The 26,076-nt window shown below is 60.6% G+C and carries 20 protein-coding genes; 13 read left to right on the top strand and 7 right to left on the bottom strand.

The genetic code is table 11. The features are described 5' to 3' along the window. The first annotated feature begins 397 nt into the window (after positions 1–397). The 3 genes from hydA to preA all read left to right on the top strand — a co-directional run bounded on the left by hydA (position 398) and on the right by preA (position 4,584). A complete protein-coding gene (gene hydA, locus ACTJLA_RS24740; RefSeq protein WP_034127957.1) occupies positions 398–1,837 on the top strand; it encodes a dihydropyrimidinase in 1,440 nt (479 codons plus the stop codon). Between the two features lie 105 nt (positions 1,838–1,942). Then, positions 1,943–3,310 carry an NAD(P)-dependent oxidoreductase gene (locus tag ACTJLA_RS24735; RefSeq protein ID WP_186527233.1) on the top strand — a complete coding sequence of 456 codons (1,368 nt, stop codon included), beginning with the start codon at positions 1,943–1,945 and terminating at the stop codon, positions 3,308–3,310. After that, complete coding sequence (gene preA, locus ACTJLA_RS24730; protein WP_103299421.1) at positions 3,310–4,584, top strand: NAD-dependent dihydropyrimidine dehydrogenase subunit PreA; 1,275 nt, start codon at positions 3,310–3,312, stop codon at positions 4,582–4,584. Before ACTJLA_RS24735 ends, preA begins: the two co-directional genes overlap by 1 nt. A 124-nt stretch (positions 4,585–4,708) precedes the next feature. On the opposite strand, the gene ACTJLA_RS24725 is transcribed toward preA, so the two are convergent. After that, complete coding sequence (locus tag ACTJLA_RS24725) at positions 4,709–5,329, bottom strand: TetR/AcrR family transcriptional regulator (protein WP_014719000.1); 621 nt, start codon at positions 5,327–5,329, stop codon at positions 4,709–4,711. A 116-nt stretch (positions 5,330–5,445) separates the two neighbouring features. Between ACTJLA_RS24725 and copC the strand changes: the two genes are divergently transcribed. From copC to ACTJLA_RS24680, 9 genes are all read left to right on the top strand, one after another. Next, positions 5,446–5,811 carry a copper homeostasis periplasmic binding protein CopC gene (gene copC / locus ACTJLA_RS24720; protein ID WP_314550314.1) on the top strand — a complete coding sequence of 122 codons (366 nt, stop codon included), beginning with the start codon at positions 5,446–5,448 and terminating at the stop codon, positions 5,809–5,811. A 3-nt stretch (positions 5,812–5,814) separates the two neighbouring features. Then, the gene (gene copD, locus ACTJLA_RS24715) at positions 5,815–6,672 is read left to right on the top strand and encodes a copper homeostasis membrane protein CopD (protein ID WP_054917390.1); all 858 of its coding nucleotides are present in this window, start codon (positions 5,815–5,817) and stop codon (positions 6,670–6,672) included. A 278-nt stretch (positions 6,673–6,950) separates the two neighbouring features. After that, complete coding sequence (locus ACTJLA_RS24710) at positions 6,951–8,213, top strand: OprD family porin (RefSeq protein ID WP_034127961.1); 1,263 nt, start codon at positions 6,951–6,953, stop codon at positions 8,211–8,213. Positions 8,214–8,428: 215 nt separating this feature from the next. Continuing rightward, the gene (locus tag ACTJLA_RS24705) at positions 8,429–9,247 is read left to right on the top strand and encodes an NAD-dependent epimerase/dehydratase family protein (RefSeq protein WP_198790565.1); all 819 of its coding nucleotides are present in this window, start codon (positions 8,429–8,431) and stop codon (positions 9,245–9,247) included. Positions 9,248–9,273: 26 nt separating this feature from the next. Continuing rightward, positions 9,274–10,149, top strand: a complete 876-nt coding sequence (locus tag ACTJLA_RS24700) for an SMP-30/gluconolactonase/LRE family protein (RefSeq protein WP_200583093.1) — start codon at positions 9,274–9,276, stop codon at positions 10,147–10,149. Between the two features lie 45 nt (positions 10,150–10,194). Continuing rightward, positions 10,195–11,157 (top strand): TRAP transporter substrate-binding protein, encoded by a 963-nt coding sequence (locus ACTJLA_RS24695; protein ID WP_003192291.1) that lies wholly within the window; start codon positions 10,195–10,197, stop codon positions 11,155–11,157. Between the two features lie 65 nt (positions 11,158–11,222). Further along, the gene (locus ACTJLA_RS24690; RefSeq protein ID WP_054898249.1) at positions 11,223–11,750 is read left to right on the top strand and encodes a TRAP transporter small permease; all 528 of its coding nucleotides are present in this window, start codon (positions 11,223–11,225) and stop codon (positions 11,748–11,750) included. Between the two features lies 1 nt (position 11,751). Beyond that, positions 11,752–13,032 carry a TRAP transporter large permease gene (locus ACTJLA_RS24685; protein WP_314550320.1) on the top strand — a complete coding sequence of 427 codons (1,281 nt, stop codon included), beginning with the start codon at positions 11,752–11,754 and terminating at the stop codon, positions 13,030–13,032. A 123-nt stretch (positions 13,033–13,155) separates the two neighbouring features. Continuing rightward, positions 13,156–14,016: an aldose 1-epimerase gene (locus ACTJLA_RS24680; protein WP_127880748.1), complete on the top strand. Its 861-nt coding sequence runs from the start codon at positions 13,156–13,158 to the stop codon at positions 14,014–14,016. 122 nt (positions 14,017–14,138) lie between these two features. Here the strand turns inward: ACTJLA_RS24680 and ACTJLA_RS24675 are convergent, their stop codons facing one another. The 6 genes from ACTJLA_RS24675 to ACTJLA_RS24650 form a co-directional block, all read right to left on the bottom strand. Then, positions 14,139–15,284: an HlyD family secretion protein gene (locus ACTJLA_RS24675; protein ID WP_054917397.1), complete on the bottom strand. Its 1,146-nt coding sequence runs from the start codon at positions 15,282–15,284 to the stop codon at positions 14,139–14,141. Next, positions 15,281–16,924 (bottom strand): MFS transporter, encoded by a 1,644-nt coding sequence (locus ACTJLA_RS24670; protein WP_034127966.1) that lies wholly within the window; start codon positions 16,922–16,924, stop codon positions 15,281–15,283. The genes ACTJLA_RS24675 and ACTJLA_RS24670 overlap by 4 nt, the downstream gene beginning before the upstream one ends. A gap of 177 nt (positions 16,925–17,101) precedes the next feature. Then, a complete protein-coding gene (locus ACTJLA_RS24665) occupies positions 17,102–22,375 on the bottom strand; it encodes an SET domain-containing protein-lysine N-methyltransferase (protein WP_314550323.1) in 5,274 nt (1,757 codons plus the stop codon). Between the two features lie 137 nt (positions 22,376–22,512). Continuing rightward, on the bottom strand, positions 22,513–23,319 hold the full coding sequence (locus ACTJLA_RS24660; protein WP_314550326.1) for a sulfite exporter TauE/SafE family protein: 807 nt from the start codon (positions 23,317–23,319) through the stop codon (positions 22,513–22,515). Next, entirely contained in the window at positions 23,320–24,564 is a 1,245-nt protein-coding gene (locus ACTJLA_RS24655) for an NAD(P)/FAD-dependent oxidoreductase (RefSeq protein WP_089042215.1), read from the bottom strand. Between the two features lie 51 nt (positions 24,565–24,615). Then, positions 24,616–24,951 carry an ArsR/SmtB family transcription factor gene (locus ACTJLA_RS24650; protein WP_003174875.1) on the bottom strand — a complete coding sequence of 112 codons (336 nt, stop codon included), beginning with the start codon at positions 24,949–24,951 and terminating at the stop codon, positions 24,616–24,618. Positions 24,952–25,045: 94 nt separating this feature from the next. On the opposite strand from ACTJLA_RS24650, the gene ACTJLA_RS24645 reads away from it, so the two are divergent. Then, positions 25,046–25,909: an MBL fold metallo-hydrolase gene (locus tag ACTJLA_RS24645; protein WP_440842313.1), complete on the top strand. Its 864-nt coding sequence runs from the start codon at positions 25,046–25,048 to the stop codon at positions 25,907–25,909. Positions 25,910–26,076 lie beyond the last annotated feature (167 nt).

Genomic DNA, 26,076 nt, shown 5'->3' with positions numbered 1-26,076 from the left:
TGCGCTACTTGCCGCACGCGTCAGGCTAAACAATACGCAAGTTGCCAGAACCTGCAGGTCTCAAACTGGTGCATCACAATTATTTTTATTTCTCGACGCCGTCAAGCGGCATATCTCAAGCGCCTGATTTGCAATAAGAAATATTGAACAGATCAAAAACCTGTCAAGTGCGTCAAAACAGGGTGGGCGTGCTTCATTTTGGTGAAAATAGTATTTTTACCTTATAAATCAATTAGATAAAAACATTAAAGGCTTGATAAAAATCTTCTTGCTCATTCGAAAAACTCGGGCTAGTTTCTATTCCTGTCACCGATGACAGGAATTAACCGACCCTCGGTACGCAGCATTACAACACTTAGAACTGGCACAAGCCGGTCAAGCCTGTGAGGAACTCGACATGTCGCTGTTGATCCGTGGCGCCACCGTTATTACCCATGATGAAAGTTACCGCGCCGATGTGTTATGCGCAGAGGGTCTAATTCGCGCCATTGGCACGAATCTGGATATTCCCGCAGGCTGCGAAATACTCGATGGCAGCGGCCAATACTTGATGCCAGGCGGCATTGACCCCCATACCCATATGCAACTGCCCTTCATGGGCACCGTGGCCAGTGAAGACTTTTTCAGTGGCACGGCGGCAGGCTTGGCCGGTGGTACCACGTCGATCATCGACTTCGTGATTCCCAACCCACAGCAATCGCTGATGGAAGCTTTCCACCAGTGGCGCGGCTGGGCCGAAAAGTCTGCCGCCGACTACGGGTTTCATGTAGCGATCACTTGGTGGAGCGAGCAGGTACGCGAGGAAATGGCCGAGCTGGTCAGCCATCACGGCATCAACAGCTTCAAGCATTTCATGGCCTACAAGAACGCGATCATGGCTGCCGATGACACCTTGGTCGCCAGTTTCGAACGCTGCCTGGAACTCGGCGCGGTGCCCACGGTGCATGCCGAAAATGGCGAGCTGGTGTACCACCTGCAACGCAAGCTGATGGCCCAGGGTATCACCGGGCCGGAGGCCCATCCGCTGTCGCGCCCGTCCCAGGTGGAAGGCGAAGCGGCCAGCCGTGCCATCCGAATTGCCGAGACCATCGGCACGCCGCTGTACCTGGTGCATGTGTCGACGAAGGAAGCCCTGGATGAAATCACCTATGCCCGAGGCAAAGGCCAGGCGGTGTACGGTGAAGTACTCGCCGGCCACCTGTTGCTCGATGACAGCGTGTACCAGCACCCCGACTGGCAGACCGCCGCCGGCTATGTGATGAGCCCGCCATTCCGCCCACGCGGGCACCAAGAGGCGCTGTGGCACGGCCTGCAAGCGGGCAACCTGCACACCACCGCCACCGACCACTGCTGTTTCTGCGCCGAGCAAAAAGCCGCCGGGCGTGACGACTTCAGCAAGATCCCCAACGGTACCGCCGGCATTGAAGACCGCATGGCGCTGCTGTGGCACGAAGGCGTCAATACCGGGCGTCTGTCGATGCAGGAATTTGTCGCGCTGACCTCCACCAACACCGCGAAGATCTTCAACCTCTACCCACGCAAAGGCGCGATACGCGTAGGCGCCGATGCCGACCTGGTGCTATGGGACCCCGAGGGCACGCGGACCATTTCCGCCAAGACCCACCATCAGCAGGTGGACTTCAACATCTTCGAAGGCAAGACCGTGCGCGGCGTGCCCAGCCACACCATCAGCCAGGGCAAGCTGGTGTGGGCCGATGGTGACCTGCGCGCCGAGCGAGGAGCCGGGCGGTATGTGCAGCGGCCGGCGTATCCCTCGGTGTTCGAGCAGTTGAGCAAGCGGGCAGCGCTTTGCAAGCCAGTGGCCGTGAACCGCTGAGTCCAAAAAAAGCGGACGCGGAGCGTCCAGTGAGGCTTTCCCACGCAGAGCGTGGGAACGATCGCCCATCAGAGGCAGCACCTCAATAACCGTGAGGCCAACACCGTGATCCAGACCCTGACCCACCTCCCCCACCCCCGCGAAGATGGGGCCACCCTCGCCAGCCAGTTCACCGACCTGGCACCGCCCCTCAACGCCCGCCAGGCCCAACTGGAAGCCTCGCGCTGCCTGTACTGCTACGACGCGCCTTGTGTGAATGCGTGCCCCAGCGAGATCGACATCCCTTCATTCATCCGCAATATCCACACCGAGAACGTGCAAGGGGCCGCGCAGAAAATCCTCTCGGCCAACATCCTCGGTGGCAGTTGCGCACGGGTGTGCCCGACGGAAATCCTCTGCCAGCAAGCCTGCGTACGCAATAACGCCGAAGAATGCGCCCCCGTGCTGATCGGCCTGTTGCAACGCTATGCCATCGACAACGCGCACTTCAGCGAACACCCGTTCCAACGCGCCGCGCCCACTGGCAAGCGCATCGCCGTGGTCGGTGCCGGGCCTGCCGGTTTGGCCTGCGCTCACCGCGCCGCCTTGCACGGTCATGACGTGGTGATTTTCGAAGCGCGGGAAAAAGCCGGCGGCCTGAATGAATACGGAATCGCCAAATACAAACTGGTGGACGACTTCGCCCAGAAGGAACTGGATTTCCTCCTGCAGATTGGCGGCATCGAGGTTCGCCACGGCCAACGCCTGGGCGACAACCTGACCTTGAGCGAACTGCACCAGCAATTCGATTCGGTGTTCCTCGGCCTGGGTCTCGCTGCCAGCAAACAGCTGGGCCTGCCCTTTGAGGATGCCCCCGGCCTGCTCGCCGCCACCGACTATATCCGCGAACTGCGCCAGGCCGATGACCTCAGCCAACTGCCCCTGGCCGACCGCTGCATCGTGCTCGGCGCCGGCAACACCGCCATCGACATGGCCGTGCAGATGGCCCGCCTCGGTGCCCGCGATGTCAACCTGGTATACCGCCGTGGCCTGGTCGACATGGGCGCAACCCACCACGAACAGGACATCGCCAAGGCCAATCAAGTACGGCTGTTGACCTGGGCCCAACCCGACGAGGTCCTGCTCGATGACCAAGGCCGCGTACGCGGCATGCGCTTTGCCCGCACCCGCCTGGAAAACGGTCGCCTGCTGCCTACCGGGGAAACCTTCGAACTGGCCGCCGACGCGATCTTCAAGGCGATCGGGCAAGGCTTCGACAACGACGCCCTGCACGATCCGCTGGCCCAGCAACTGCATCGCGTCGGCGAGCGCATCTTCGTCGATGAGCAACTGCGCACCAGCATCCCAGGGGTGTATGCCGGCGGTGATTGCGTCAGCCTCGGCCAGGACCTAACCGTTCAGGCGGTACAACATGGCAAGCGGGCCGCCGAAGCCATGCATGCCCAACTCATGCTGACTGTGGAGGCTGCGTAATGGCCGATCTCTCGATTGTATTCGCCGGTATCAAAGCGCCCAATCCGTTCTGGCTGGCCTCCGCGCCGCCCACCGACAAAGCCTACAACGTGGTGCGCGCCTTCGAGGCCGGCTGGGGTGGCGTCGTGTGGAAAACCCTGGGGGAAGACCCGGCGGCGGTGAACGTGTCGTCGCGTTACTCCGCGCACTATGGCGCCAACCGCGAAGTGCTGGGCATCAACAATATCGAACTGATCACCGACCGTTCCCTGGAGATCAACCTGCGGGAAATCACCCAGGTGAAAAAGGACTGGCCGGACCGCGCACTGATCGTCTCGCTCATGGTGCCTTGTGTCGAAGCGTCCTGGAAAAACATCCTGCCCTTGGTAGAGGCGACCGGCTGCGACGGCATCGAGCTGAACTTCGGCTGCCCTCACGGCATGCCCGAACGGGGCATGGGCGCCGCCGTCGGCCAGGTGCCGGAGTACGTGGAGCAAGTGACGCGCTGGTGCAAGACGTATTGTTCGCTGCCGGTGATCGTCAAACTCACGCCGAACATCACCGACATCCGCGTGGCGGCGCGAGCGGCCTATCGCGGTGGCGCCGATGCGGTGTCGCTGATCAACACCATCAACTCCATCACCAGCGTGGACCTGGAACGCATGGTCGCGCTGCCGGTGGTCGGCACCCAGAGTACCCATGGCGGTTACTGCGGCTCGGCGGTCAAGCCGATTGCGTTGAACATGGTCGCCGAAATCGCCCGTGACCCACAGACCAACGGCCTGCCGATCTGCGGCATCGGCGGCATCGGTACCTGGCGCGACGCCGCGGAATTCGTCGCCCTGGGCTGCGGCGCGGTGCAGGTGTGCACGGCGGCGATGCTGCATGGGTTTCGCATCGTTGAAGAGATGAAGGACGGCTTGTCGCGCTGGATGGACAGCCAGGGCCATGCCAACCTGCAGGCGTTTTCCGGGCGGGCGGTGGGCAATACCACCGACTGGAAGTACCTGGACATCAACTACCAGGTCATCGCCAAGATTGATCAAGAGGCGTGCATTGGCTGTGGGCGTTGCCATATTGCCTGCGAGGACACCTCGCACCAGGCCATCGCCAGCTTGAAGCAGGCCGATGGCACGCATCTGTATGAGGTGATCGACGATGAGTGCGTGGGCTGCAACCTGTGCCAGATCACTTGCCCGGTGGCCGACTGCATCGAGATGGTGCCGATCGATACCGGCAAGTCGTTTTTGAACTGGACGCAGGACCCGCGCAATCCTTACCGGGAAGCGGTGTAATCCTTGCCCCTCGCTCCCACGCTCCGCGTGGGAACGCATCCTGTGACGCTCCGCGTCACCCTGGCAAGAGCGGACGCAGAGCGTCGAGGGTGGCATTCCCACGCGGAGCGTGGGAACGATCAGCTCAGGGTTCCAACCCAATCCCGCGCAAAATCACACCGGTCACGGTCTGAATGGCCTTCTCGAACTGCCTGTCCGACAACGGCTGGTGATCATTCAGAATCTTCACCTGATGATCGAAGTCGGCGTAGTGCTGGGTCGAGGCCCAGATCATGTACAGCAGGCTCGAGGGCTCCACCGGCAGGATGCGTTTGTCTTGCACCCATTGGCGAATCTTCGCTTCCTTCATCTTGGCCCAGTCGTACAGGCTTTCATCCAGGGCCTCGCCGAGTGTGGGCGCGCCGTGGATGATTTCATTGGCCCAGACCTTGGAGCCATACGGGCGCGTGCGCGAGCGCTGCATCTTGGCGCGGATGTAGCTGCTGAGCACTACCCGAGGGTCGTCGAAGGTTTCAAAGCTCAGGGCGTCCTGCTTCCACAATTCCAGCAGGTCGAACAGCACCGCGCTGTACAGCTCGCTCTTGGTGGTGAAGTAGTAATGCAGGTTGGAGCGCGGCAGTTGCGCTTCTTCGGCGATGTCGGCCATGGCGGTGCTGCCATAGCCTTTGTTGGCGAAGACCTTCTCCGCCGCCAGCAGGATTTTCTCGACGTTGACCCGACGAATTCCGATCTTGTGATTGCCCATAAGGGCTCCCTGACAACAACACGGCCTAAAGACTACCACCGGCTCTAGATCGGGGCGACAGGCCAAGCCGAAACTTCGTACACTGCCGGCTCCTATCCTCTGATCGGTATTGAACAATGTTGCTCAAGAACTCCCTGACCGCTGCTGTCCTGTTCACTGCCCTGCTGGGCGCCTCTACGGCGTTTGCCCACGCCCACCTCAAGAGCGCGGAGCCTGCGGCTGACAGCAAAGTCGCCGCACCCAAAGACCTGCGCCTGACCTTCAGCGAAGGCGTCGAAGCCACCTTCACCAAGGTCTCCCTGAGCAAGGACGGCACCGAAATCGCCATCAAGGGCCTGGAAACTCCGGACGCCGACAAGAAGACACTGGTGGTCACGCCTGCCGCTGCGCTGGCAAACGGCACCTATAAAGTCGAATGGCATGCAGTGTCCGTCGACACTCACAAAAGCGAAGGCACTTACAGCTTCAAGGTCGGCCAATAACCCATGGCAACCCTGCTGGTGCTGTGCCGCTTCCTGCACTTTTGCGTCGTGTTGCTAATGTTCGGGGCCTGGGTATTCAGGCCCTGGCTGCTCGGCGCTCATGTGCAGCCGACACTGGACCGGCAATTGCTGCGCATCACCCGTGGCCTGGCCGGCTTGGGGCTGTTCACCGGGGTTGTGTGGTTGCTGTTGATCACCGCCAGCATGGCCGGCAGTTGGGATTCGGCGCTGCAACCGGCCACGGTGCAGTTGGTGCTGGGCAAGACCTTTTTTGGCCAGGTATGGGCCTGGCATCTGCTGCTGAACCTGCTGCTGGTGATCGTGCTGATCAAGCCCTGGCCGGCCTTGCGCTTGCCGCTGCTCGCCCTGCTGCTGGCGACCCTGGCCCCCGTAGGCCATGGCGCCATGCTCGATGGGCTGAGTGGGCGGTTGCTGATCCTTAACCAGGTAGTGCACCTGCTGTGCGTTGGGGCCTGGCTCGGTGGGTTGCTGGTGTTAGTGCTGATCCTCCGGCAGGCGCAAGACCACCACCTGGAGCCGATTCTGCGTCGCTTCAGTGGTGTGGGATATGGCCTGGTCGGCGGCCTGCTGGTAACCGGTCTGATCAACGTGCGCGTGCTCACCGGGCAACTGTGGCCCACGCCGCTGTTCGAGGGCTTCGCCTTGATCCTGCTGATCAAGGTGGGGCTGGTGCTGGGCATGCTGGGGTTGGCGCTGTTGAACCGGTTGCGTATCAAGCGCTGCGAACAACGCCTGGGCAGTTTGAGAGCCAGTGTGATGATGGAGTGGCTGTTGGGCGTTGCAGCAGTGGCTGCGGTTTCCCTGCTTGGCACCCTGCCGCCGATGGTCATGGCTGGCTGAAACCTGCGTTGCAATGCAATCCATGTAGGAGCGAGCTTGCTCGCGAAAAACTCACAGGCGCCGCGTTCATTCAGNGGAAGCACGCGTTATCGTTGACGTTTTTCGCGAGCAAGCTCGCTCCTACAGGGGGCGACCGTGCCGCTGCGTTGAATCGTTTCACCCAAGTCATCGTATAACTTCCGCTTGACACGCCCTCAAAACCTCGCAAATATCGCGCTCAATGTTGTACGACAACGTATGACAAATAATAAAAACAACAAAACAAAGGGAGCCTCACTGTGAGTCAATCCGCCCGTCATTCCTGCACTCGCCTGGGCCTTCTCGGCCTCGGCAGCCTGGCCGTCACCCTGCCGCTGGGTGCCAACGCCGAAGGCTTCATCGACGACGCCAAGGCCACGCTCAACCTGCGTAATGCCTACTTCAATCGCAACTTCACCAACCCGACCAACCCCCAGGGCAAGGCCGAAGAGTGGACGCAGAATTTTATCCTTGATGCCAAGTCCGGCTTTACCCAGGGCACGGTCGGTTTCGGGATTGACGTGCTGGGCCTGTATTCGCAAAAGCTTGATGGCGGCAAAGGCACCGCCGGCACCCAACTGTTGCCGGTGCATGACGATGGCCGCCCCGCCGACAATTTCGGGCGTCTGGGTGTCGCGCTGAAAACCAGGCTGTCGAAGACCGAGTTGAAGGTTGGCGAATGGATGCCGGTGCTGCCGATCTTGCGTTCCGATGATGGCCGCTCCCTGCCCCAGACCTTTCGTGGCGGCCAGGTCACCTCCAATGAAATCGCCGGCCTGACGCTCTACGGTGGCCAGTTTCGGGGCAACAGCCCACGCAACGACGCGAGCATGGAAGACATGTTCATGAACGGCAAAGCCGCGTTCACTTCGGACCGTTTCAACTTCGGCGGCGGCGAATACACTTTCAACGACAAACGTACCCAGGTCGGCCTGTGGTACGCCGAACTGACTGATATCTACCAACAGCAGTACCTCAACCTCACCCACAGCCAGCCGCTGGGAGACTGGACCCTGGGCGCCAACCTCGGGTTCTTCAACGGCAAGGAAGACGGCAGCGCCCTGGCCGGCGACCTCGATAACAAGACCCTGTTCGCCCTGCTCTCGGCCAGATACAACGGCCATACCTTCTATGTTGGCCTGCAAAAACTCAGCGGCGACAGCGCCTGGATGCGCATCAACGGCACCAGCGGCGGCACTCTGGCCAACGACAGCTACAACGCCAGCTACGACAACGCCAAGGAAAAGTCCTGGCAGGTGCGCCACGACTTCAACTTTGTGGTGCTCGGCGTTCCGGGGCTGACCCTGATGAACCGCTATATCAGCGGCAGCAATGTACACACCGGGGCGATCACCGACGGCAAGGAGTGGGGGCGTGAGTCGGAGTTGGCCTACACGGTGCAGAGCGGTGCGCTGAAGAACCTCAATGTGAAGTGGCGCAACTCGACCATGCGTCGGGATTTCAGCAATAACGAGTTCGATGAGAACCGGATTTTTATCAGCTATCCGATTTCGTTGTTGTAGTTCCAAAGGCAAATCCGATCTCTAAGGTGCCACCTATCCATGTGGGAGCTGGCTTGCCTGCGATAGCGGTGGGTCAGTTACCACATCCTTTTCANAGGCAAGCCAGCTCCCACCTTTGATCTCATGTGCCTGGAAGGACGTTGACAACACCAGGAATCCCTAACACTATTTCCCCATAGTCATACGACAACCTACAACAAAAATCTGGAAGGCCCATGACCACCACCACCCCCGCTCCCTTCAACCGTCTGTTGCTCACTGGTGCCGCCGGCGGCCTGGGCAAGGTCCTGCGTGAACGCATGCGTCCTTATGCCCAGGTGCTGCGCCTTTCGGATATCGCTGAAATGGCCCCCGCCACTGACGCTCGCGAAGAGGTACACATCTGCGACCTGGCCGACAAACACGCCGTGCATCAGTTGGTAGAGGGCGTCGACGCCATCCTGCACTTTGGCGGCGTTTCGGTGGAGCGCTCGTTCGAAGAGGTGCTGGGCGCGAACATCAGCGGCATTTTCCATATCTACGAAGCGGCCCGCCGCCACGGGGTCAAGCGGGTGATCTTCGCCAGTTCCAATCACGTGATTGGTTTCTACAAACAGGGCGTGCAACTCGACGCCCATTCCCCGCGCCGCCCGGACAGTTACTACGGCCTGTCCAAGTCCTACGGCGAAGACATGGCCAGTTTCTACTTCGACCGTTATGGCATCGAGACCGTGAGCATCCGTATCGGCTCCTCGTTCCCGCAACCGCAGAACCGCCGGATGATGCACACCTGGCTGAGTTTCGACGACCTGACCCAACTGCTCGAACGCGCGCTGTACACGCCCAACGTCGGCCATACCGTGGTGTACGGCATGTCGGCCAACCTCGACACCTGGTGGGACAACCGCTACGCCGCGCACCTGGGCTTTGCCCCCAAAGACAGCTCCGAAGTGTTCCGCGCCCAGGTCGAAGCCCAACCGCCCGTGGCCGCCGATGACCCGGCCAAGGTCTACCAGGGCGGTGCGTTCTGCGCGGCGGGGCCGTTCGGTGACTGAGTGCCCCGCAACCCAAGGGAATGACCATGACTGCTGAACTGATTGTCGATGCCCGCAATGCGGTGGGCGAATGCCCGGTGTGGGTGCCCGAAGAAAACGCCCTGTATTGGGTAGATATCCCCAACGGCGGCCTGCAACGCTGGAACGCCGCCACCGGCCATCTGGCGGCGTGGAAAGCCCCAGAGATGCTCGCCTGTATTGCGCGCACCCAGGCAGGCAATTGGGTCGCTGGCATGCAAACCGGCTTCTTCCAACTCACGCCCCACCACGACGGCAGCCTCGACACCGTGCCGCTGGCCAGCATCGAGCATTCACGCAAGGACATGCGTTTGAACGATGGCCGCTGCGATCGCCAGGGCCGTTTCTGGGCCGGCAGCATGGTGTTGGACATGGGCTTGAATGCCGCCGAAGGCGTCCTTTATCGCTATGGGTCCGGGGCTGCGCCCCACGCGCTACTGGAGGGGTTCATCACCCTCAACGGCCTGGCCTTCAGCCCCGATGGCCGCACGATGTACGCTTCCGATTCGCACCCGAAGGTACAAAAGGTCTGGGCGTTCGACTACGACATCGAGACCGGCACGCCGTCCAATCGCCGCCTGTTCATTGATATGAACGACTTCCCCGGGCGTCCCGACGGTGCAGCCGTGGACGCCGAGGGCGGCTACTGGATTTGCGCCAACGACGCCGGGTTGATTCACCGTTTCACCCCGGACGGTCGCCTGGATCGCTCCCTGAGCGTGCCCGTGAAAAAACCCACCATGTGCGCCTTCGGTGGCAGCCGCCTGGACACCTTGTACGTCACTTCCATCCGTGACGACCCGAGTGAACAGTCGCTGTCTGGTGGCGTGTTCGCCCTCAACCCCGGCGTCCAAGGACTGCCCGAACCCCGCTTCATCGTTTAATCGCTGTGCCTTGAATACAACAATAACAAGACAGGAGTGACTTCCATGGACTTCAAACGCACCTTGCTCGCCGCTGCAATCTTCACCCTCAGCAGCGCAGCCCACGCGCTGGAAATCAAGTTCGCCGACATCCACCCCGCTGGCTACCCCACCGTTGTCGCAGAAGAAAACATGGGCAAGGCCCTGACCAAGGCGAGCAACGGCGAGCTGACCTTCAAGTATTTCCCAGGCGGTGTGCTGGGCTCCGAGAAGGAAGTGGTCGAACAGGCCCAGGTCGGCGCCGTGCAAATGACCCGCGTCAGCCTCGGCATCGTCGGCCCGGTGGTGCCGGACGTGAACGTGTTCAACCTGCCGTTCGTATTCCGCGACCAGGCGCATATGCGCAAGGTCATCGATGGCGAGATTGGCGACGAGATCCTCGCCAAGATCACCAACTCCGAGTTCGGCCTGGTGGCCCTGGCCTGGATGGATGGCGGCACGCGCAATCTCTATACCAAGAAACCGGTGCGCAAGATCGAAGACCTCAAGGGCATGAAGATCCGCGTGCAAGGCAACCCGATTTTCATCGAAGCCTTCAACGCCATGGGCGCCAACGGCATTGCCATGGACACCGGCGAGATCTTCAGCGCCCTGCAGACCGGGGTCATCGACGGCGCGGAAAACAACCCGCCGACCTTGCTGGAACACAACCACTTCCAGAACGCCAAGTACTACACCCTCACCGAACACCTGATCCTGCCTGAACCCATCGTGATGTCGAAAATCACCTGGAACAAGCTCGACCCCGCCCAGCAGGACATGGTCAAGGCCGCCGCCAAGGCCGCCCAGGCTGATGAGCGCGTGCTCTGGGACGCCAAGTCCGCCAGCAGTGAAGAGAAACTCAAGAAGGCCGGCGTGGAGTTCATCACTGTCGACAAAAAGCCCTTCTATGAGGCCACTGCGGCGGTGCGTGCCAAATACGGTGCGCCGTATGCGGACATGATCAAGCGCATCGACGCGGTTCAATAACCTCCCCTGCCCCTGCATAAGGCCCGGCGCGGTCGGCATCGACGCGCCCGGTCACGGTGAACGCCATGAAGACTTTACTGCTGCGCTTCAATGACCGCCTTTACATGACCTGCATCTGGGTAGCCGGTCTTTCCGTCCTGGGGGTCGCCTTGATCATTCCCTGGGGTATCTTCACCCGCTACGCCCTCGGCACCGGTTCCAGCTGGCCGGAGCCCACCGCCATCCTGCTGATGCTGGTGTTCACCTTTATCGGCGCCGCTGCCAGTTATCGTGCCGGTGCGCACATGTCGGTAGCGATGATCACTGACCGCTTGCCGCCTGTCCAACGCCGCCTCGTCGGCATCCTCTCGCAACTGCTGATGGGCACCATCTGCGTGTTCATGACGATTTGGGGCACCAAGCTGTGCCTGTCCACCTGGAACCAATTCATGAGCGCCATCCCTACCCTGCGCGTAGGCATCACCTATATGCCGATCCCGATTGGCGGCGTGCTGACCCTGGTGTTCGTGGTCGAAAAGCTGCTGCTCGGTGATCAGAGCAACCGCAAGGTGGTGCGTTTCGACCTGGTTGAAGAAAACGAAGGGGCCGCCTGATATGGACGCATTGATTCTGTTGGGCAGCTTTGTTGTATTGATTCTGATCGGCATGCCGGTGGCCTATGCATTGGGGCTGTCGGCGCTGATTGGCGCGTGGTGGATCGACATCCCGTTCCAGGCCCTGATGATTCAGATTGCCGGTGGGGTGAACAAGTTTTCGCTGATGGCGATTCCGTTCTTCGTGCTGGCCGGGGCGATCATGGCCGAGGGCGGTATGTCGCGGCGCCTGGTGGCCTTTGCCGGGGTGCTGGTGGGCTTTGTGCGTGGCGGGTTGTCCCTGGTCAACATCATGGCTTCGACGTTTTTTGGCGCGATTTCCGGCTCATCCGTGGCCGATACCGCCTCGGTCGGCTCGGTGCTGATTCCGGAAATGGAACGGCGGGGTTATCCGCGCGAATTCGCCACCGCCGTGACCGTCAGCGGTTCGGTGCAGGCGCTGCTGACGCCGCCCAGCCATAACTCGGTGCTGTACTCCCTGGCGGCAGGCGGCACCGTCTCCATCGCCTCGCTGTTCATGGCCGGTGTGGTGCCGGGCCTGTTAATGAGCGCGTGCCTGATGGTGCTCTGCCTGATCTTCGCGAAAAAGCGCGACTACCCCAAAGGCGAAGTCATCCCCTTTAAGCAGGCGCTGAAGATCGCCGCCGATGCGCTCTGGGGCTTGATGGCCATGGCGATCATCCTGGGCGGCATCCTCTCGGGCATCTTCACCGCTACCGAGTCGGCGGCGATTGCGGTGTTGTGGGCATTCTTCGTGACCATGTTCATCTACCGCGACTACAAATGGCGCGAGCTGCCCAAGCTGATGCATCGCACGGTGCGCACCATTTCCATCGTGATGATCCTGATCGCCTTCGCCGCCAGCTTCGGCTACATCATGACCCTGATGCAGATCCCGGCGAAGATCACCACGCTGTTCCTGACCCTGTCGGACAACCGCTACGTGATCCTGATGTGCATCAACGTCATGCTGTTGTTGCTCGGCACGGTGATGGACATGGCGCCGCTGATCCTGATCCTCACGCCTATCCTGATGCCGGTGATCCTGGGCATCGGCGTCGACCCGGTCCACTTCGGCATGATCATGCTGGTGAACCTGGGTATCGGCCTGATTACCCCGCCGGTGGGCGCGGTGCTGTTCGTCGGCGCGGCGGTGGGCAAGACCAGTATCGAGAAAACCGTAAAGGCCCTACTGCCGTTTTATGCGGTGTTGTTCCTGGTGCTGATTGCGGTGACCTACGTTCCGGCGTTGTCGCTGTGGTTGCCCCATTTGGTGCTGTAAACCCGAACCAATGTGGGAGCTGGCTTGCCTGNATGCATTGACTGACAGATCGCTATCGCAGGCAAGCCAGCTCCCACAGTTGAATCCTCAGTGTTTGTTTTGACTTCACTAGGCAGGTCAATCGTGATTGAGCTTACAGATCAATTCACCCATCTGGTGCTCGCCCCCGCCATCGGCGGCAGCCTCGTCAACTGGACGGTACGCGACACCGGGCAACCGCTATTGCGGCACAGCGACAAGCACGCGATCAATACCGGGCTGCCGGGCAAGCTGGGCTGCTATCCATTAGCGCCCTGGTCCAACCGCATCGCCCACGGCGGCTTCGACAACCCCGATGGCTGGCTGGCACTGGCACCCAATAGCCCCACTGACCCTTTTCCGATTCACGGTTCGGCCTGGCAGCAGGTATGGCAGGTGACAAGCCAGTCAGAACATGAAGTGGTGTTGGAGCTGCGCTGTGAAACGCCCTTCGCCTATCACGCCCGCCAACGGTTTCGCTTGAACAACGGTGAGTTGAATATCCAATTGTATGTAACTCACTTGGCCGAGCAACCCGCCTGGCATGGGCTGGGCTTGCATCCGTACTTGCCGCGCCGGCCGGGTACGCGGCTGCAGGCAAAGGCTAGGCAAGTGTGGATGAGTGATGCAGCCAAGCTGCCCACAAGGCTGGAACCTGTTCCCGAGGCCTGGGATTTTCGGCAACTCAAAGGATTGCCAGAGGGGCTGGTGGACAACGGCTTTTGCGGCTGGGATGGGCACTGCGTGATCGAACAACCGGAGCTTGGCTATCGCCTCGAATGCCAGGCCAGCGGCGCCGATTACTTCCTGCTGTACTGCCCGCCAGGGTTGGAGTTTTTCTGCATCGAACCGGTGAGCCATCCGGTGAATGCCCATCACCTGGCGGGCAAGCCTGGCCTTAAGCTGCTGGAGCAAGGCCAGTCAACCCACCTGGCATTCAACCTGAAATGCACTCCAAATGCCTGAACTGTAGGAGCGAGCTTGCTCGCGAAAAACTCACAGGCGCCGCGTTCATTCAGAAAACACGCGTTATCGTNTGACGTTTTTCGCGAGCAAGCTCGCTCCTACAGTCAGAGGATGCGTCAACGTCAGGGTGGGCTGTTTTTCAGGCGCCCTGCCGTATCGATACTCACCACCACCGACAACCCCGGCCGCAAGCGCTCACTCTCGGCCTGGTCCGGGTCCACGATGATGCGCACCGGCACCCGCTGGGCGATCTTGACGAAGTTGCCGGTGGCGTTGTCCGCCTGCAACAGGCTGAACTCGGAACCGGTGGCCGGGGAAATATGCTGCACCGTGCCATGGAATTTGCGGTGGTTCAGCGCATCCACGGTGAACGTCACCGGCTGGCCGACCTGCACATTGTCCATCTGGGTTTCTTTCATATTGGCAATCACCCACAACTGCTTGGGCACCAGCGCCATCAGTTGCGCGCCGGAATTGACGTAGGCGCCGAGGCGCACGCCGATTTGCCCGAGCTGACCATCCCGTGGTGCCGTGATGCGTGTATTGGACAGGTCAATGCGCGCCAACTCCACCGCCGCCTCGGCACTCGCGACAGCTGCCTCCAGGGAGCCGCGGTTGACGATTACCGTCTGTAAATCCTGGCGGGCGATTTCCAGGCTGGCCTGGGCCTGGGCCACGGCAGCGATGGTCTGTGCGTTGGCCGCACGGGTCACGTCCAGTTCGCGTTTGGACACCGAGCCATCGCTGATCAGTTCTTCATTGCGGCGCAAATCCGCAGTGCTCTTGCGTGCCTGGGCCTGACTGTCGACCAGCGCGGCCTGGCGCAGCTTGATGGTCGCTTCGGCGCTGTTGCGTTGCTGCACCACGTTGGCCAACGAGGCCTTCTGCACCGCCAGTTGCGCCAGGGCCTGGTCGAGGCGTTGCTTGTAGATACGGTCATCCAGGCGCACCAGCAGGTCGCCGGTCTTGACGTACTGGAAGTCCTGCACCGGCACTTCGAACACATAGCCGCTGAGCTGCGGGCCGATAATCGTCACCTGCCCACGCACCAAAGCGTTCTCGGTGGTTTCCACCGCACTGCTGAACGGCGGCAGTTGCCAGGCGTACAGCACAATCAGCACACCGATGATGGCGATGGCGGCAAAGCCCAGGGACGAGATGATACGCACGCGCAAGGGCCGCAATTGGGTAGGCACCGCGCCCGGGGGCGTGCTGCCTTCCGGCGTGGCGGCGATGGCGGTCGTGGTGGTGGTTGAAGGTTCAGTCATGAAGTTGCGCCGCTGGGTTGAACAGGAGGAATTGCCTTGGTGGTGCTCATCAACCACAGGCTACGGGTGAAGATCCACAGCATGGTCAGGATCGCGATAATCGCGATCAGCATGAAGACATCGTTGTAAGCCATGACGTTCGCCTCGCGGGTGGCCGCCGTGGCCAGGCTGCGGATGCCCATGAGGTTGCGCAGTTCCGGGTCAGCGACGATCTTGCCATAGGCCGCGCCACCACTCTGCACACGCGCCGCCACAAGCGGGTCGATCAGGGTCAGGTGCTCGACGATCATGCTCGAATGGTACTTCTCGCGCACGATCTGGAAGGTGCCTAGCAACGCCGCACCGATCAGGCCGCCGAGGTTCTGGCAGATCCCGAACATCACCGAGAAGCTCACCAGGTTGCGCGGGTTGGTGAGTACGTTTTTGGTGCCCAGCACCATGGTCGGCCCCAGGAAGAACGTACCGCCGAAGCCTAGCAGGAACTGGCTGATATAGAGGTTCTGCGGACGGGTCAGGTTGCTGGAAAAACTGTCCATCACCGAACCTGTCGCCATCAGCGCCAGGGAAATGATCAGCGGCATCAGCAAATGCGCCGGGTTGATCGTCAGCGCGCTGACCACCAGCCCGGCAATCGCCCCGGCCAGCATCACCACGTACAGGGTGTGCATCTGCTGGTAGCTCATGTTCAACATCTGCATGAACCCCACCGCACCGGTGGATTGCTCGGACAGCACCATGCGAATCAGCACCACCGCCAACGCCAGGCGGATCATCACGCCGCTGCCCAGCCAGCGCGTCATCAGCATCGGGTTGCTGCGGTTATGCTCGATGGCGAGCCCCGCCATGATCAGCACCAGGGAACAGGCGGAGGCCACGCCGATCCACGGCGCTTCCAGCCACCAATCGATGCGCCCAAGGGACAGCACCGCACAGAGCAACGCCACGCCGCTGGCGAGGATGGCGAAGGTGAGGAAGTCGAGTTTTTCAAAGGTCTTGAAGCGATCGCCCGGCGGCAGCTTGAGCAGGAACACGCAGCCCAGGCAGATCAGCGCCAGGCCCAGTTCGAACAAATACAGCCCGCGCCATTCAGCGATTTGCAGCAAGTCTTCGGAAAACAGCCGCGCCAGGGGCAGCGCCAACTGCGCGGTACCCAGCCCCAACACCAAAGCTTTCAAACGCCACTTGGCCGGGAAGGCCTGGATCATGTAGTACAAGCCCAACGAACTCAGCGCCGCACCCACCATGCCATGGGCGGCCCGTACCGCAATCGCCGAACTGAGGTCATTGACGAACAAGTGGCCGAAGGTCACCAGCGCGTAGAGCACCAGGAACACCTCGGTAAACGCGCGCAGGCCGAACTGTTGGCGAAACTTTACCAGCAGCAGGTTCATGCACACGTTGGTCATTACATAGGCGGCGGGCAGCCAGGCCATTTCCGCGGTGGTCGCGCCCAGGGCGCCTTGCAGGTATTGCAGGTTGGCGATGACCAGGGCGTTACCCAAGCCGCCGGTGATTGCCACCAGCACGCCGACCAGCGCGAAAAGCCAGCGCTTACGCGTAGGATGCAGCGGCGTCGACGGCGAGCCAGGCAGGCTCGGCCGCTCGTGGGGTTGCCAGGTGTGGGGGGTGTATTTATCCATTCGGTGACCTTGGTAAGCCGGGGTGCAAGGCCGGTGAATCCGTTACACAGAGGAACAGTAACCTGAGAGGCGTTCATGTTGCCATCTTGAGGACGCAATTGATCGTCAATGGGGCACAGTCAAATGGCGCCCACTGCCCGGCATCATTTGTCTTGCCCCTTCGCCCAGCGCTTGAACTCAGCGATCAGGGTCCGGCTTGATCGCTATATCAGGCACCGGCTTATAGAACGGTCCATAGTCCAGCAGTAGCTCCTCGCCTCTCTTGATGTCCTTGAGCGCCACATAGAACGTCAGGTTTTTCCCGACCGCGATGGACACGACATTGTTGGACATCCACGCAGGCCCCTCGCCCAGTTGCGAGGTATTGATCAGGCTCAGGGTGTTGCCAGTGTGCAGGCCGCTCACCGTCCGGGTACCCGAGCGCGTACCGAACAGGTAAGTCATTACAGCCCGCGAACCTTGCTTGCGCTGCTCCTCGAACAGTGACGCTTCGTCTGCATGGTATTTGCCTGCATAAGGGCCAAGCACTTCAAATTGGGGGATATCGCGCCGCGCCCATACCGAAGCACCGCGAGCCGGCCCCCCATCGTCCAACGGCGTGACCACCTCCAGGGCATCGTCAAATCGGGTCTGATGCTGGCCTTCGGTGCGCAGCCAGTCTTTGATCGACGCCTTGATCTGTGCTGAAACCCTCGCCTTAGTCGGGCTATCAAGCCCATCGAGCACGCCATTCCAGTGGGAGATGCGGATGTCATCGATCGGGCCTTCGAGTGATTGGGTCAAGCTGATTCTGGGGTTCACCGGGTCCTGCAGAATCGGCAGCGTGTTGTCGATCTGATGACGAGGCAATGTCGGGAAATCGCTAGGTTCAACCTTGATCACCACGGGCGGGACTGTCGAAGCGGGGGCTGGGGCCTCCAGGCCTTGCGTTGTGCCGGCGCCGACCTTTGATGGTGGCGGGTCCAAGGGCTCTGATGCGGGGCGTTTTCGTGGACTATCCGTAACCGATTGCCCAGGAACGGGGCGCGGCCCAGTGCCTTGCTGTAACCGTCCCAGACGTTGCGAGGCGTTCGCTGTAAACGAGCCGTCCGCTCTCACGTACTTACTCCAGAGGTCTGGACTAAGCCTGTGCTGTTGCACAAACTGCGCCTGCGTGACGGAGTTGTCTGCGCTCTCGGCAAGCGCTTGCCACTGGCGCAAAAGGTCACCGGTAATCCTGCGATAGGCGCCATCGGTTACATTCTTCATCAGGGCTTCGCCGGCCGCCGACAGGCCACCATCAGGACGGACATACGCTCTGAACGAATGCACACTCAGGTTATGCTGAACGGCGAACCCCTCCATGGTCATGGTCTCACGCGCCTGCTGCGTCAGCTTTTGCCACCTATCGATATGCGTTTCGGTCACCCTGCCCGCCGCCATGTTGGCAGAGCGGTCGCGCACCGTCACACCGGCAGGGCTCAGTTTGCCGTCAGGCTGCACGTAATACTCAAAGGTTCTCGGGGATAGATGTTTCTGGCGAGCAAAGCCCCTGCGTGTAAGGCTTCGTTGCTGCGCGGGCGGCAACGCCTCCCACTCGCGCAAATGCCCAGCCGTGATCAACTCCATGCGCGCCCTGGGAACATGGGTGACCGGACCCAGTGCGGCGCGCTCAAGGCGTTCGCTGGCGGTCTTTTTCAAGGAACCATCAGCGTTGACCCAGTCTCTCCAAGTGGCTGGATGGAGCCCGTTCTCGCTTGTGAACTGCGCTTGCGTGATCGCATTATTCGGGTCCTCGAAATAGGCTTTCCACTGGCGAAGGTGGTCGTCGGTAATCTTGTTAGGGGCAATACCGACCACCCTGTCCATCAGTTCTCTACCGACCGGCCCCAATGTACCGTCTCGCCGCACATGGGTTTTGAACGAGCCTGGATTAACGTGATAAAGCTCGGCAAACCCCTCGAGCGTCATTTCGTCACGCTCCGTCTGTGGCATGTCTTGCCAATCACGGATATGGGTTTCAGTCACGGTATAAAATGGCGTATTGGGTGCACGGTCGCGCACCGCCACGCCGATAGCGGTCAACTGACCATCTGGTTTTACATAGCGATTGAACACTTTCGGGTGCAGATGTTGCTGCCGGGCGAAGCCTGCGGGGGTAAGGCTTTGCTGCTGCTCCAATGATAACGCCTGCCAAGCGCGCAAATGATCGGCCATGGGGGTCTGGGCCTGAACAGCGGACGCCCGTGCGGCGCTTTGCAGTGCGCGTTCCAGACGCTGCGCGCCCGCCCCCTTCAACGAGCCGTCCGCGTTGACGTACTGCGCCCAGCTACGTTGGCTGAGCCCGTGCTGGCTCACGAACTGCGCTGACGTCAATGAGTTGCCTGGTTGCCTGAAAAGCTCATCCCACTGGCGTAAATGATCATCGGTAATCTGGTTACTTTTGGTGGGAACAGAGGAGTTGATCAGCGTTTCCCCGCGGGTCATCAGGGTACCGTCCTTGCGCGCATACGTTTTGAACGTACCCGGCCGAAGGTTATGAAGAACAGCAAACCCCTCCTGGGTCATTTCGTCACGCTGCGCCTGGGTCATGTTTTTCCACTCACGCACATGCGTTTCGGTCACCTTTGCGGTGAATGCGTTGGCAGGGCGATCACGCACGAGCACGCCGCTATCGGTTAACTGACCGTCTGGCTTTACGAAAAACTCAAAGGTTTTCTGTGTGAGTTTATTCTGCTTGGCAAAGCCCTTTCGGGTCAGCCTTATCTGCTCCTGCGGCGACAAGGCCTCCCAGGCCTTCAAGTGCTCAGCAGTGATCTGCCCGCCGCCGGGTGCCCCCAGGCGTTGCCATTCGTCGCCCTGTACATGCTGGACCAACAACTCGGTTTGCCGGTTGTTGTGATAAACCCGGGCCTGCACGGTGCCGTCTTCCGTGCGCGACACCTGGCGCACCTCATACACCGCTGTGTCACCGTTGCTGTCGGTATGGCGTATGTGCGAGGAGTGCCCATCGGCTGCCACATATACGCCCTGGCTGTTGCGTGTGAGCCCTGCGATTTTGGATTCAGGCACTTTGAAGTGCCCGAACAGCTCATGGCTCAGCTCACTTGGCCCATCGAAGCTCGCAGTGTCCACCTCACCGTCGACAGCCTGGGTTGCGGCCTTGAACTCATCGAGCGGGCCGCCATAAGGCCGCATCGCGTCGGCATCGAATGCATACCACTTGCCACCCTTGAGCACCGCGGCCCCCTCCACCGTCTGGCCTGCCACCTTCACGGTGCCGGTTGCGGCGGCCTCGTACTGTTTGCTGATCGCCTTCAACACGTCATAACTGCCGGTGGCGCCCCTGAGCTTGTTGACGGCCTTGACGCCTTTGGACAATACATAGAGACCAGCGCTACCCACCAACCTGGGCAAATCGCCCACCCCGCCGACGGGGTTGAGTACGTCAATGGCCGCCACGCCGATGACCTTGACCGCCCGCAATGCCTTGGCCCCGGCAGACAACGCAGAACGGCCGACCTTGAGCAACTTTCCTGCGGTGGCGGTGCCGGCGGTAAGAAAACCGAATACATCCAGCAAGAGGTCAAAAGCACCCGCGCCATACTGCCCGTTCTGAAAATTGACAATGGCGGACCTGAACGGGATCAGGTTCAACAAAAACTCGCTCAGCTGTGCGTTCGCCTTGTCCAAGGCGGTTTGCCCACGGACCTGCTGTTTGATAGCGGGATCGTCGAGGTCCAAGTGTTCGACAAACGCCGTGGCAATCCCATGGGATCGAGCGCTGGTAAAGCTATCCCAAGGCGCGTTATTCAGCGGTCGCTCACGTCCCAGATCATCGGCTTTATGGCTGGGCGTGAATACTTTGGTCGTCGAAACCTTGTTGCCATCCCTGTCTTCCTTAACCTTTGTACTGTAAAGGCTCGTCTTTTCAATCGTGCCTTTGTTGAAGTCGATGACGTAGGCGTGCGACGTGCCTTGCAGCTCGGTTTTGACCAGCAGCCCCGGTTCATTTTGAGCATACGTATTATTGAAATGCCCATCCATGACGTATGAGCCTTCCTGGAAAAAACTGACCTTTCCAAACTCGAAATGCTTGCGATCCTGTAAGGGCAGTTGCGAGATCATGTGCCTGACCGTTGTATTGACGGCGACCTTTTTTTCCTCCATTGCACGGCTGAACTGCCGTTCGAATTCTGCCGGCACGCCAAATTGCCGATTGGCGTTCAAACTCGTTAGTACCCTTTGCAGGTCGTTGCCCTTGAGTGAGCTGCTGGGTTCGTGCGCCTTGAAAGGCCGGGACTCCAGCCAGTCGTCCATGGCGACATCCAAGAGCGAAATACCTCCCCCTTCAATCTTCACGTAGTGCTGATCGACAGCAAATACTTTCTCCTCGAAAAACGCGCCAAGGTCGCCAAATCGCTCCTTGAGCTTGGTCAGGGCGATCTCTTTTCGCGTGGGCAATGCCTTATCCAGTGCATGGGAGGCAGTGAGCCGGGTGTCCAGCTGCGCGTTGAATGCAGCCCTTGCCGATTCAAGTTGCGCGGGTGGATAGTCGCCATTCTGTCTTTTTGTGAGAATGCCACTGGCCACGGCCCAGTCCAGCAATGCCACCGTCTCTGCTGCTTGGGTAACTCCTGGGTCAACCCGCCGTGCTTCTTGCGCCTCGCTCATGACCTGGGCAAACGTCATGCCGGGGACTTTGCCCGGCGTCTGCGCCTCAATCGTCATTGCAGCAATCGCCAGGCTGGCCCATGCCTGGCTGCCGACTTTCACCGTCGCAGGAATGTCTTTGATCAGAAACTGCGGCGCCGACTTGGCCAGCAACAGGTACGCGCCGACACTTGCCAGTGCAGCACTGGTTTTGCCAGTACGACTCAAATGTTCGGCCAAGCCAGCCACCACCGTGGCTGCGTGGTGTCCCCCATGCGTGTCACCGCCCAGATCAAACCCAGCGACGCTGTTGCAATCGGGTGCGGTGATCGACTCAGGGTCCATCTGCAGTGCGATAGCGGCCAGTAGGTAATCGCTCGCGCTGCTTTCGCTGTCAATGCCCTGCATTGTTTGCTGCAGCGCGTTGCCCATCCGTTGCCCTTGCGGGGAATTGACCAGCGCTTCGAGTATTTTGGCCGGGTCGCTCCCCACTTCTGCCGGCAGCGGCTGGCGATACCGCAGAAACTCCAGTACGCCACCCTTGGTTTGCATCACCAGCGGTTGGTCCCCCGAAGGGTGTGCGTAATTCATCGTCGCAAGGCGCAAGCGCCGCTGCTCGTCTGCACTCAAGGGATTTGGCCAGGATAATGCCCCGCCCAAATGGCCCAGTGAGAAGACAGGACTGTTGGGCAATGGCAAATTCTGGCTGGGACGCTGGGGCGTCAACGACGGTTCAAGGTCATCGGCCACAAGCGGTGGCCGTTTTTCAGTTGCTGCCAAGGGAAGCGAAAAATGCGTATGTGCTGCGGTAATTGTCATAAAGCGCCTGTGCATAGTCGAAGAATCATCCAGGCAAAAGCGCGTTTCGGCGCTTGCGGCCGTTCACTGAGTGTCAGCGCTCAATGAGGAGGTTCCTGACCAAGTACAAGATTTCGTGACAGTGCACAGGTACAGCGTCAGAGCAACGCGCTGGCTAGCATCCCAATCGCCACCACTCCACACAGGCTGGCGAACCCCACTTGCAACACCCGCGCGGGGATCACCGAACACAACCGCCTTCCCGCCAACATGCCGACGACGCTCGCACCAATAAACACCCAGCCCACCGGCTCGATGCTCACGCCCGCATGAAACGCACCGGCCACGCCGATCAGCGACAGCAGGCTGACCACCATTAACGACGTGGCGACGATCCCGCGCATCTGCACGTCGGTCAGTTGCTTGAACGCCGGCACGATCAGGAAGCCGCCGCCCACGCCCAGCAAACCTGAAACGGCGCCGGTCACCGCTCCCAACGCCGCCAGGGTGGCGCTGCATTTGGCGGTCCAGGCCAGGCGACCGGTCTGCTGGTTGAGCATGCAGTTTTTCTGGCCCCACGACGCCGCACCATGGTCACTCGGCCCAGACTCGCGCTTTTCCCGTTGCAGCATGCGCCAGGCCACCAGCACCATCAGCGCGCTGAACAGCCCCATCAGCACCGGTTCCGACAGTTGGTGGGCGACAAACACGCCCAACGGCGAAAACAGCGCGCCGAGCAAGGCGATCAGTAACGCCGCACGGTAACGCACCAAGCCATGACGCAAGCCATCAATGGCACCAACCGCTGCCGCTGCGCCCACCGCCAGCAACGACACCGGCGCGGCCTGGGTCATGGTCAAGCCCAGCCCCAGCACCAGCGCCGGCACCCCAAGGATGCCGCCGCCCGCGCCAGTCAGGCCCATGACCAGGCCCATCAATACACCTAACACACTGGCCAGCAGCATTCAGTCCACCTTGCTCAGACGGGTCAGCCACTCGCGGCCCTTGAGCATGCCATTCCAGTAGAACCACGGCAGCAGCGTGGCCTTGAGGAACCACATCGAACGGCGTGCCTGCGTGGGATCAAGGGGAAAGGTCGGCAGCAACTTGCCGCCATAGCCGAACTCGGCCAGCACCACCTTGCCCTTCTCCACCGTCAGTGGGCAGGAACCATAGCCGTCATATTTGAGCGGCAAAGGTGCCTGCTTGCGCAGGGCCAGCAGGTTTTCGGCCACCACCACAATTTGCTTGCGCACCGCTGCCGCTGTCTTGGCGTTGGTGGTGCCGCACACATCGCCCAGGCCGAAGATATGCGGGTAGCGCAGGTGTTGCAGGCTATGGGGGTTCACTTCGCACCAGCCGGCGGCGTCGGCCAGCGGGCTCTGGCGGATAAAGTCCGGGGATAACTGCGGCGGTACGACGTGGAGCATGTCGAAGGTTTTCTCTTCGACCGTCGCGTTGCCTTCGGCGTCTTTGACTTCAAACCAGGCTTTGCGCGCCGGGCCGTCGACTTTCACCAGGTTGGAGTTGAACGCCAGGCGAGCGTTGTATTTTTCGACGTACTTCATCAGCGGCGGCACAAAGGTTGGCACACCGAACAACGCCGCACCGGCCAGGTTGAACTCGACGTCGATGTGTTTGAGGTCGCCCTGCTTGAGCCAGTGGTCGCAGGACAGGTACATGGCTTTTTGCGGCGCGCCGGCACATTTGATCGGCATCGCCGGCTGGGTGAACAACGCCTTGCCACCCTTGAGCTGCTGCACCAACTGCCAGGTGTACGCGGCATGCTCGTAGCTGTAGTTGGACGTGACACCGTGCTGGCCAAGGGTGTCTTGCAGGCCTTCGATTTTTTCCCAGGCCAGGCGCAGGCCAGGGCAGACGATAAGGTTCTTCCAGGTGACGCGCTGGCCGCTGTCGAGCACCAGGGTGCATTCATCGGGCAGCACTTCGCTGACGGCGGCCTGCACCCAGCTGACGCCATTGGGTAGCACCTCGGCCAAGGGCCGGCGGGTCTTGTGCAGGTCGTAGGCGCCGCCGCCGACGAGGGTCCAGGCCGGTTGGTAGCAGTGGTAGTCGTTAGGTTCGATGAGGGTGATGTTCAGCTGCGGGTCGCGCTTGAGCAGGCTGGCCAGCAGGCCGATGCCTGCCGAGCCGCCGCCGATGACTACGATATCGCCACTGATGGTGGGTCCCCAGTGTTGTTCGGTCATTGTCTACTGCCTTTTTGAGTCAATGCACACAAGGGTCGCTGCCGGATGGCGTCACGCCCAGCTTTTTATGACCGCGCCGCAATACAGCCCGGACAGGGTTTTCATCACTTGAATCACTTCGTGGCTGGCCAACCCGTAGAAAATGTATTTGCCTTCCCGACGGGTGGCGACCAGCCCTTCATCGCGCAGGATGCCCAACTGTTGTGACAGGGTGGGCTGGCGTACGCCGGTCAGGGCTTCCAGCTCGCCGACGTTGCGCTCGCCCTGGGTCAACTGGCACAGGATCAACAAGCGATCTTCGTTGGCCAGGGCCTTGAGCAAGGCACAGGCCTTGGACGCCGATGCACGCAACTGGGCGACCTCGCCCTCACTCAACGTAGATTCCATTTGCCTCGGGTCCTTTATGTCACTTAAGCTCAAAACATTATGTGTAAACGTAAACTGATTGTAACCACTTTTTTCTTCAGCAGAGACAGCCGCCATGCCAGCGTTGATTCAAGCCTTTCTGGATGACGCATCGTCGACCTACACCTATATCGTCTATGAGGCCGATGGCAGCCCCTGCGCCATCGTCGACTCGGTGCTCAATTACGACCCGGCTTCGGGGCGCACCGATACGGCACAAGCCGACAAGGTGATTGCCTTTGTGCGCGAGCATGGCCTGCACGTGCAGTGGCTGCTGGAAACCCACGCCCATGCCGACCACCTGTCCGGCGCGCCCTACCTGCGTCGCACCTTGGGCGGCAAGATCGCGATAGGCGAGTCGATCAGCAAGGTGCAGGGCGTGTTCAAAAACCTGTTCAACCTCGAGCCGGAATTTCGCGTGGACGGCTCGCAGTTCGATCACCTGTTTGCGCCGGATGAAGTCTTTCATATCGGCAACTTGAAGGCCCAGGCGTTGCATGTGCCCGGACACACCCCGGCGGACATGGCTTATTTGATCGACGGCCGCTTGATCCTGGTGGGCGACACCCTGTTCATGCCCGACGTCGGCACCGCCCGCTGCGACTTCCCCGGCGGCGATGCGCGGCAGTTGTATGCGTCGATGCGCAAGCTGTTGGCGTTCCCTTCGGACACCAAGTTGTACGTGTGTCATGACTACCCGCCCGAGGGTCGAGAGGCCAAGTGCCAGACCACCGTGGCGGAACAACGAGCGGGGAATATTCATGTGCATGATGGCGTGGATGAAGCGGCGTTTGTACAGATGCGCACCCAGCGTGATGCTGGATTGGGCATGCCAACGTTGTTGCTGCCGGCGATCCAGGTGAATGTGCGGGCTGGAAATATGCCGCCGGCAGAAGAGAACGGCGTGACGTACCTGAAAATCCCCCTCAACCAACTTTAGAAGCACCGATCCCCTGTGGGAGCTGGCTTGCCTGCGATAGCGGTGGGTCAGTTGGCCCATTTGCCCGATATACCGCTCTATACCGACCAACGGTAACCACGATGCGAAGCGAGCCGCTCTTGATCTGCTTTTGATCTTAGGCGCCCCGTTAAACCACGCTGGCCGGA

The sequence above is a fragment of the Pseudomonas sp. 22072 genome (assembly GCF_052046095.1).
GTDB lineage: Bacteria > Pseudomonadota > Gammaproteobacteria > Pseudomonadales > Pseudomonadaceae > Aquipseudomonas > Aquipseudomonas paracarnis.
Note: the sequence above shows the minus strand (reverse complement) of the source record. Positions and strands in the feature narration are given on the sequence as shown.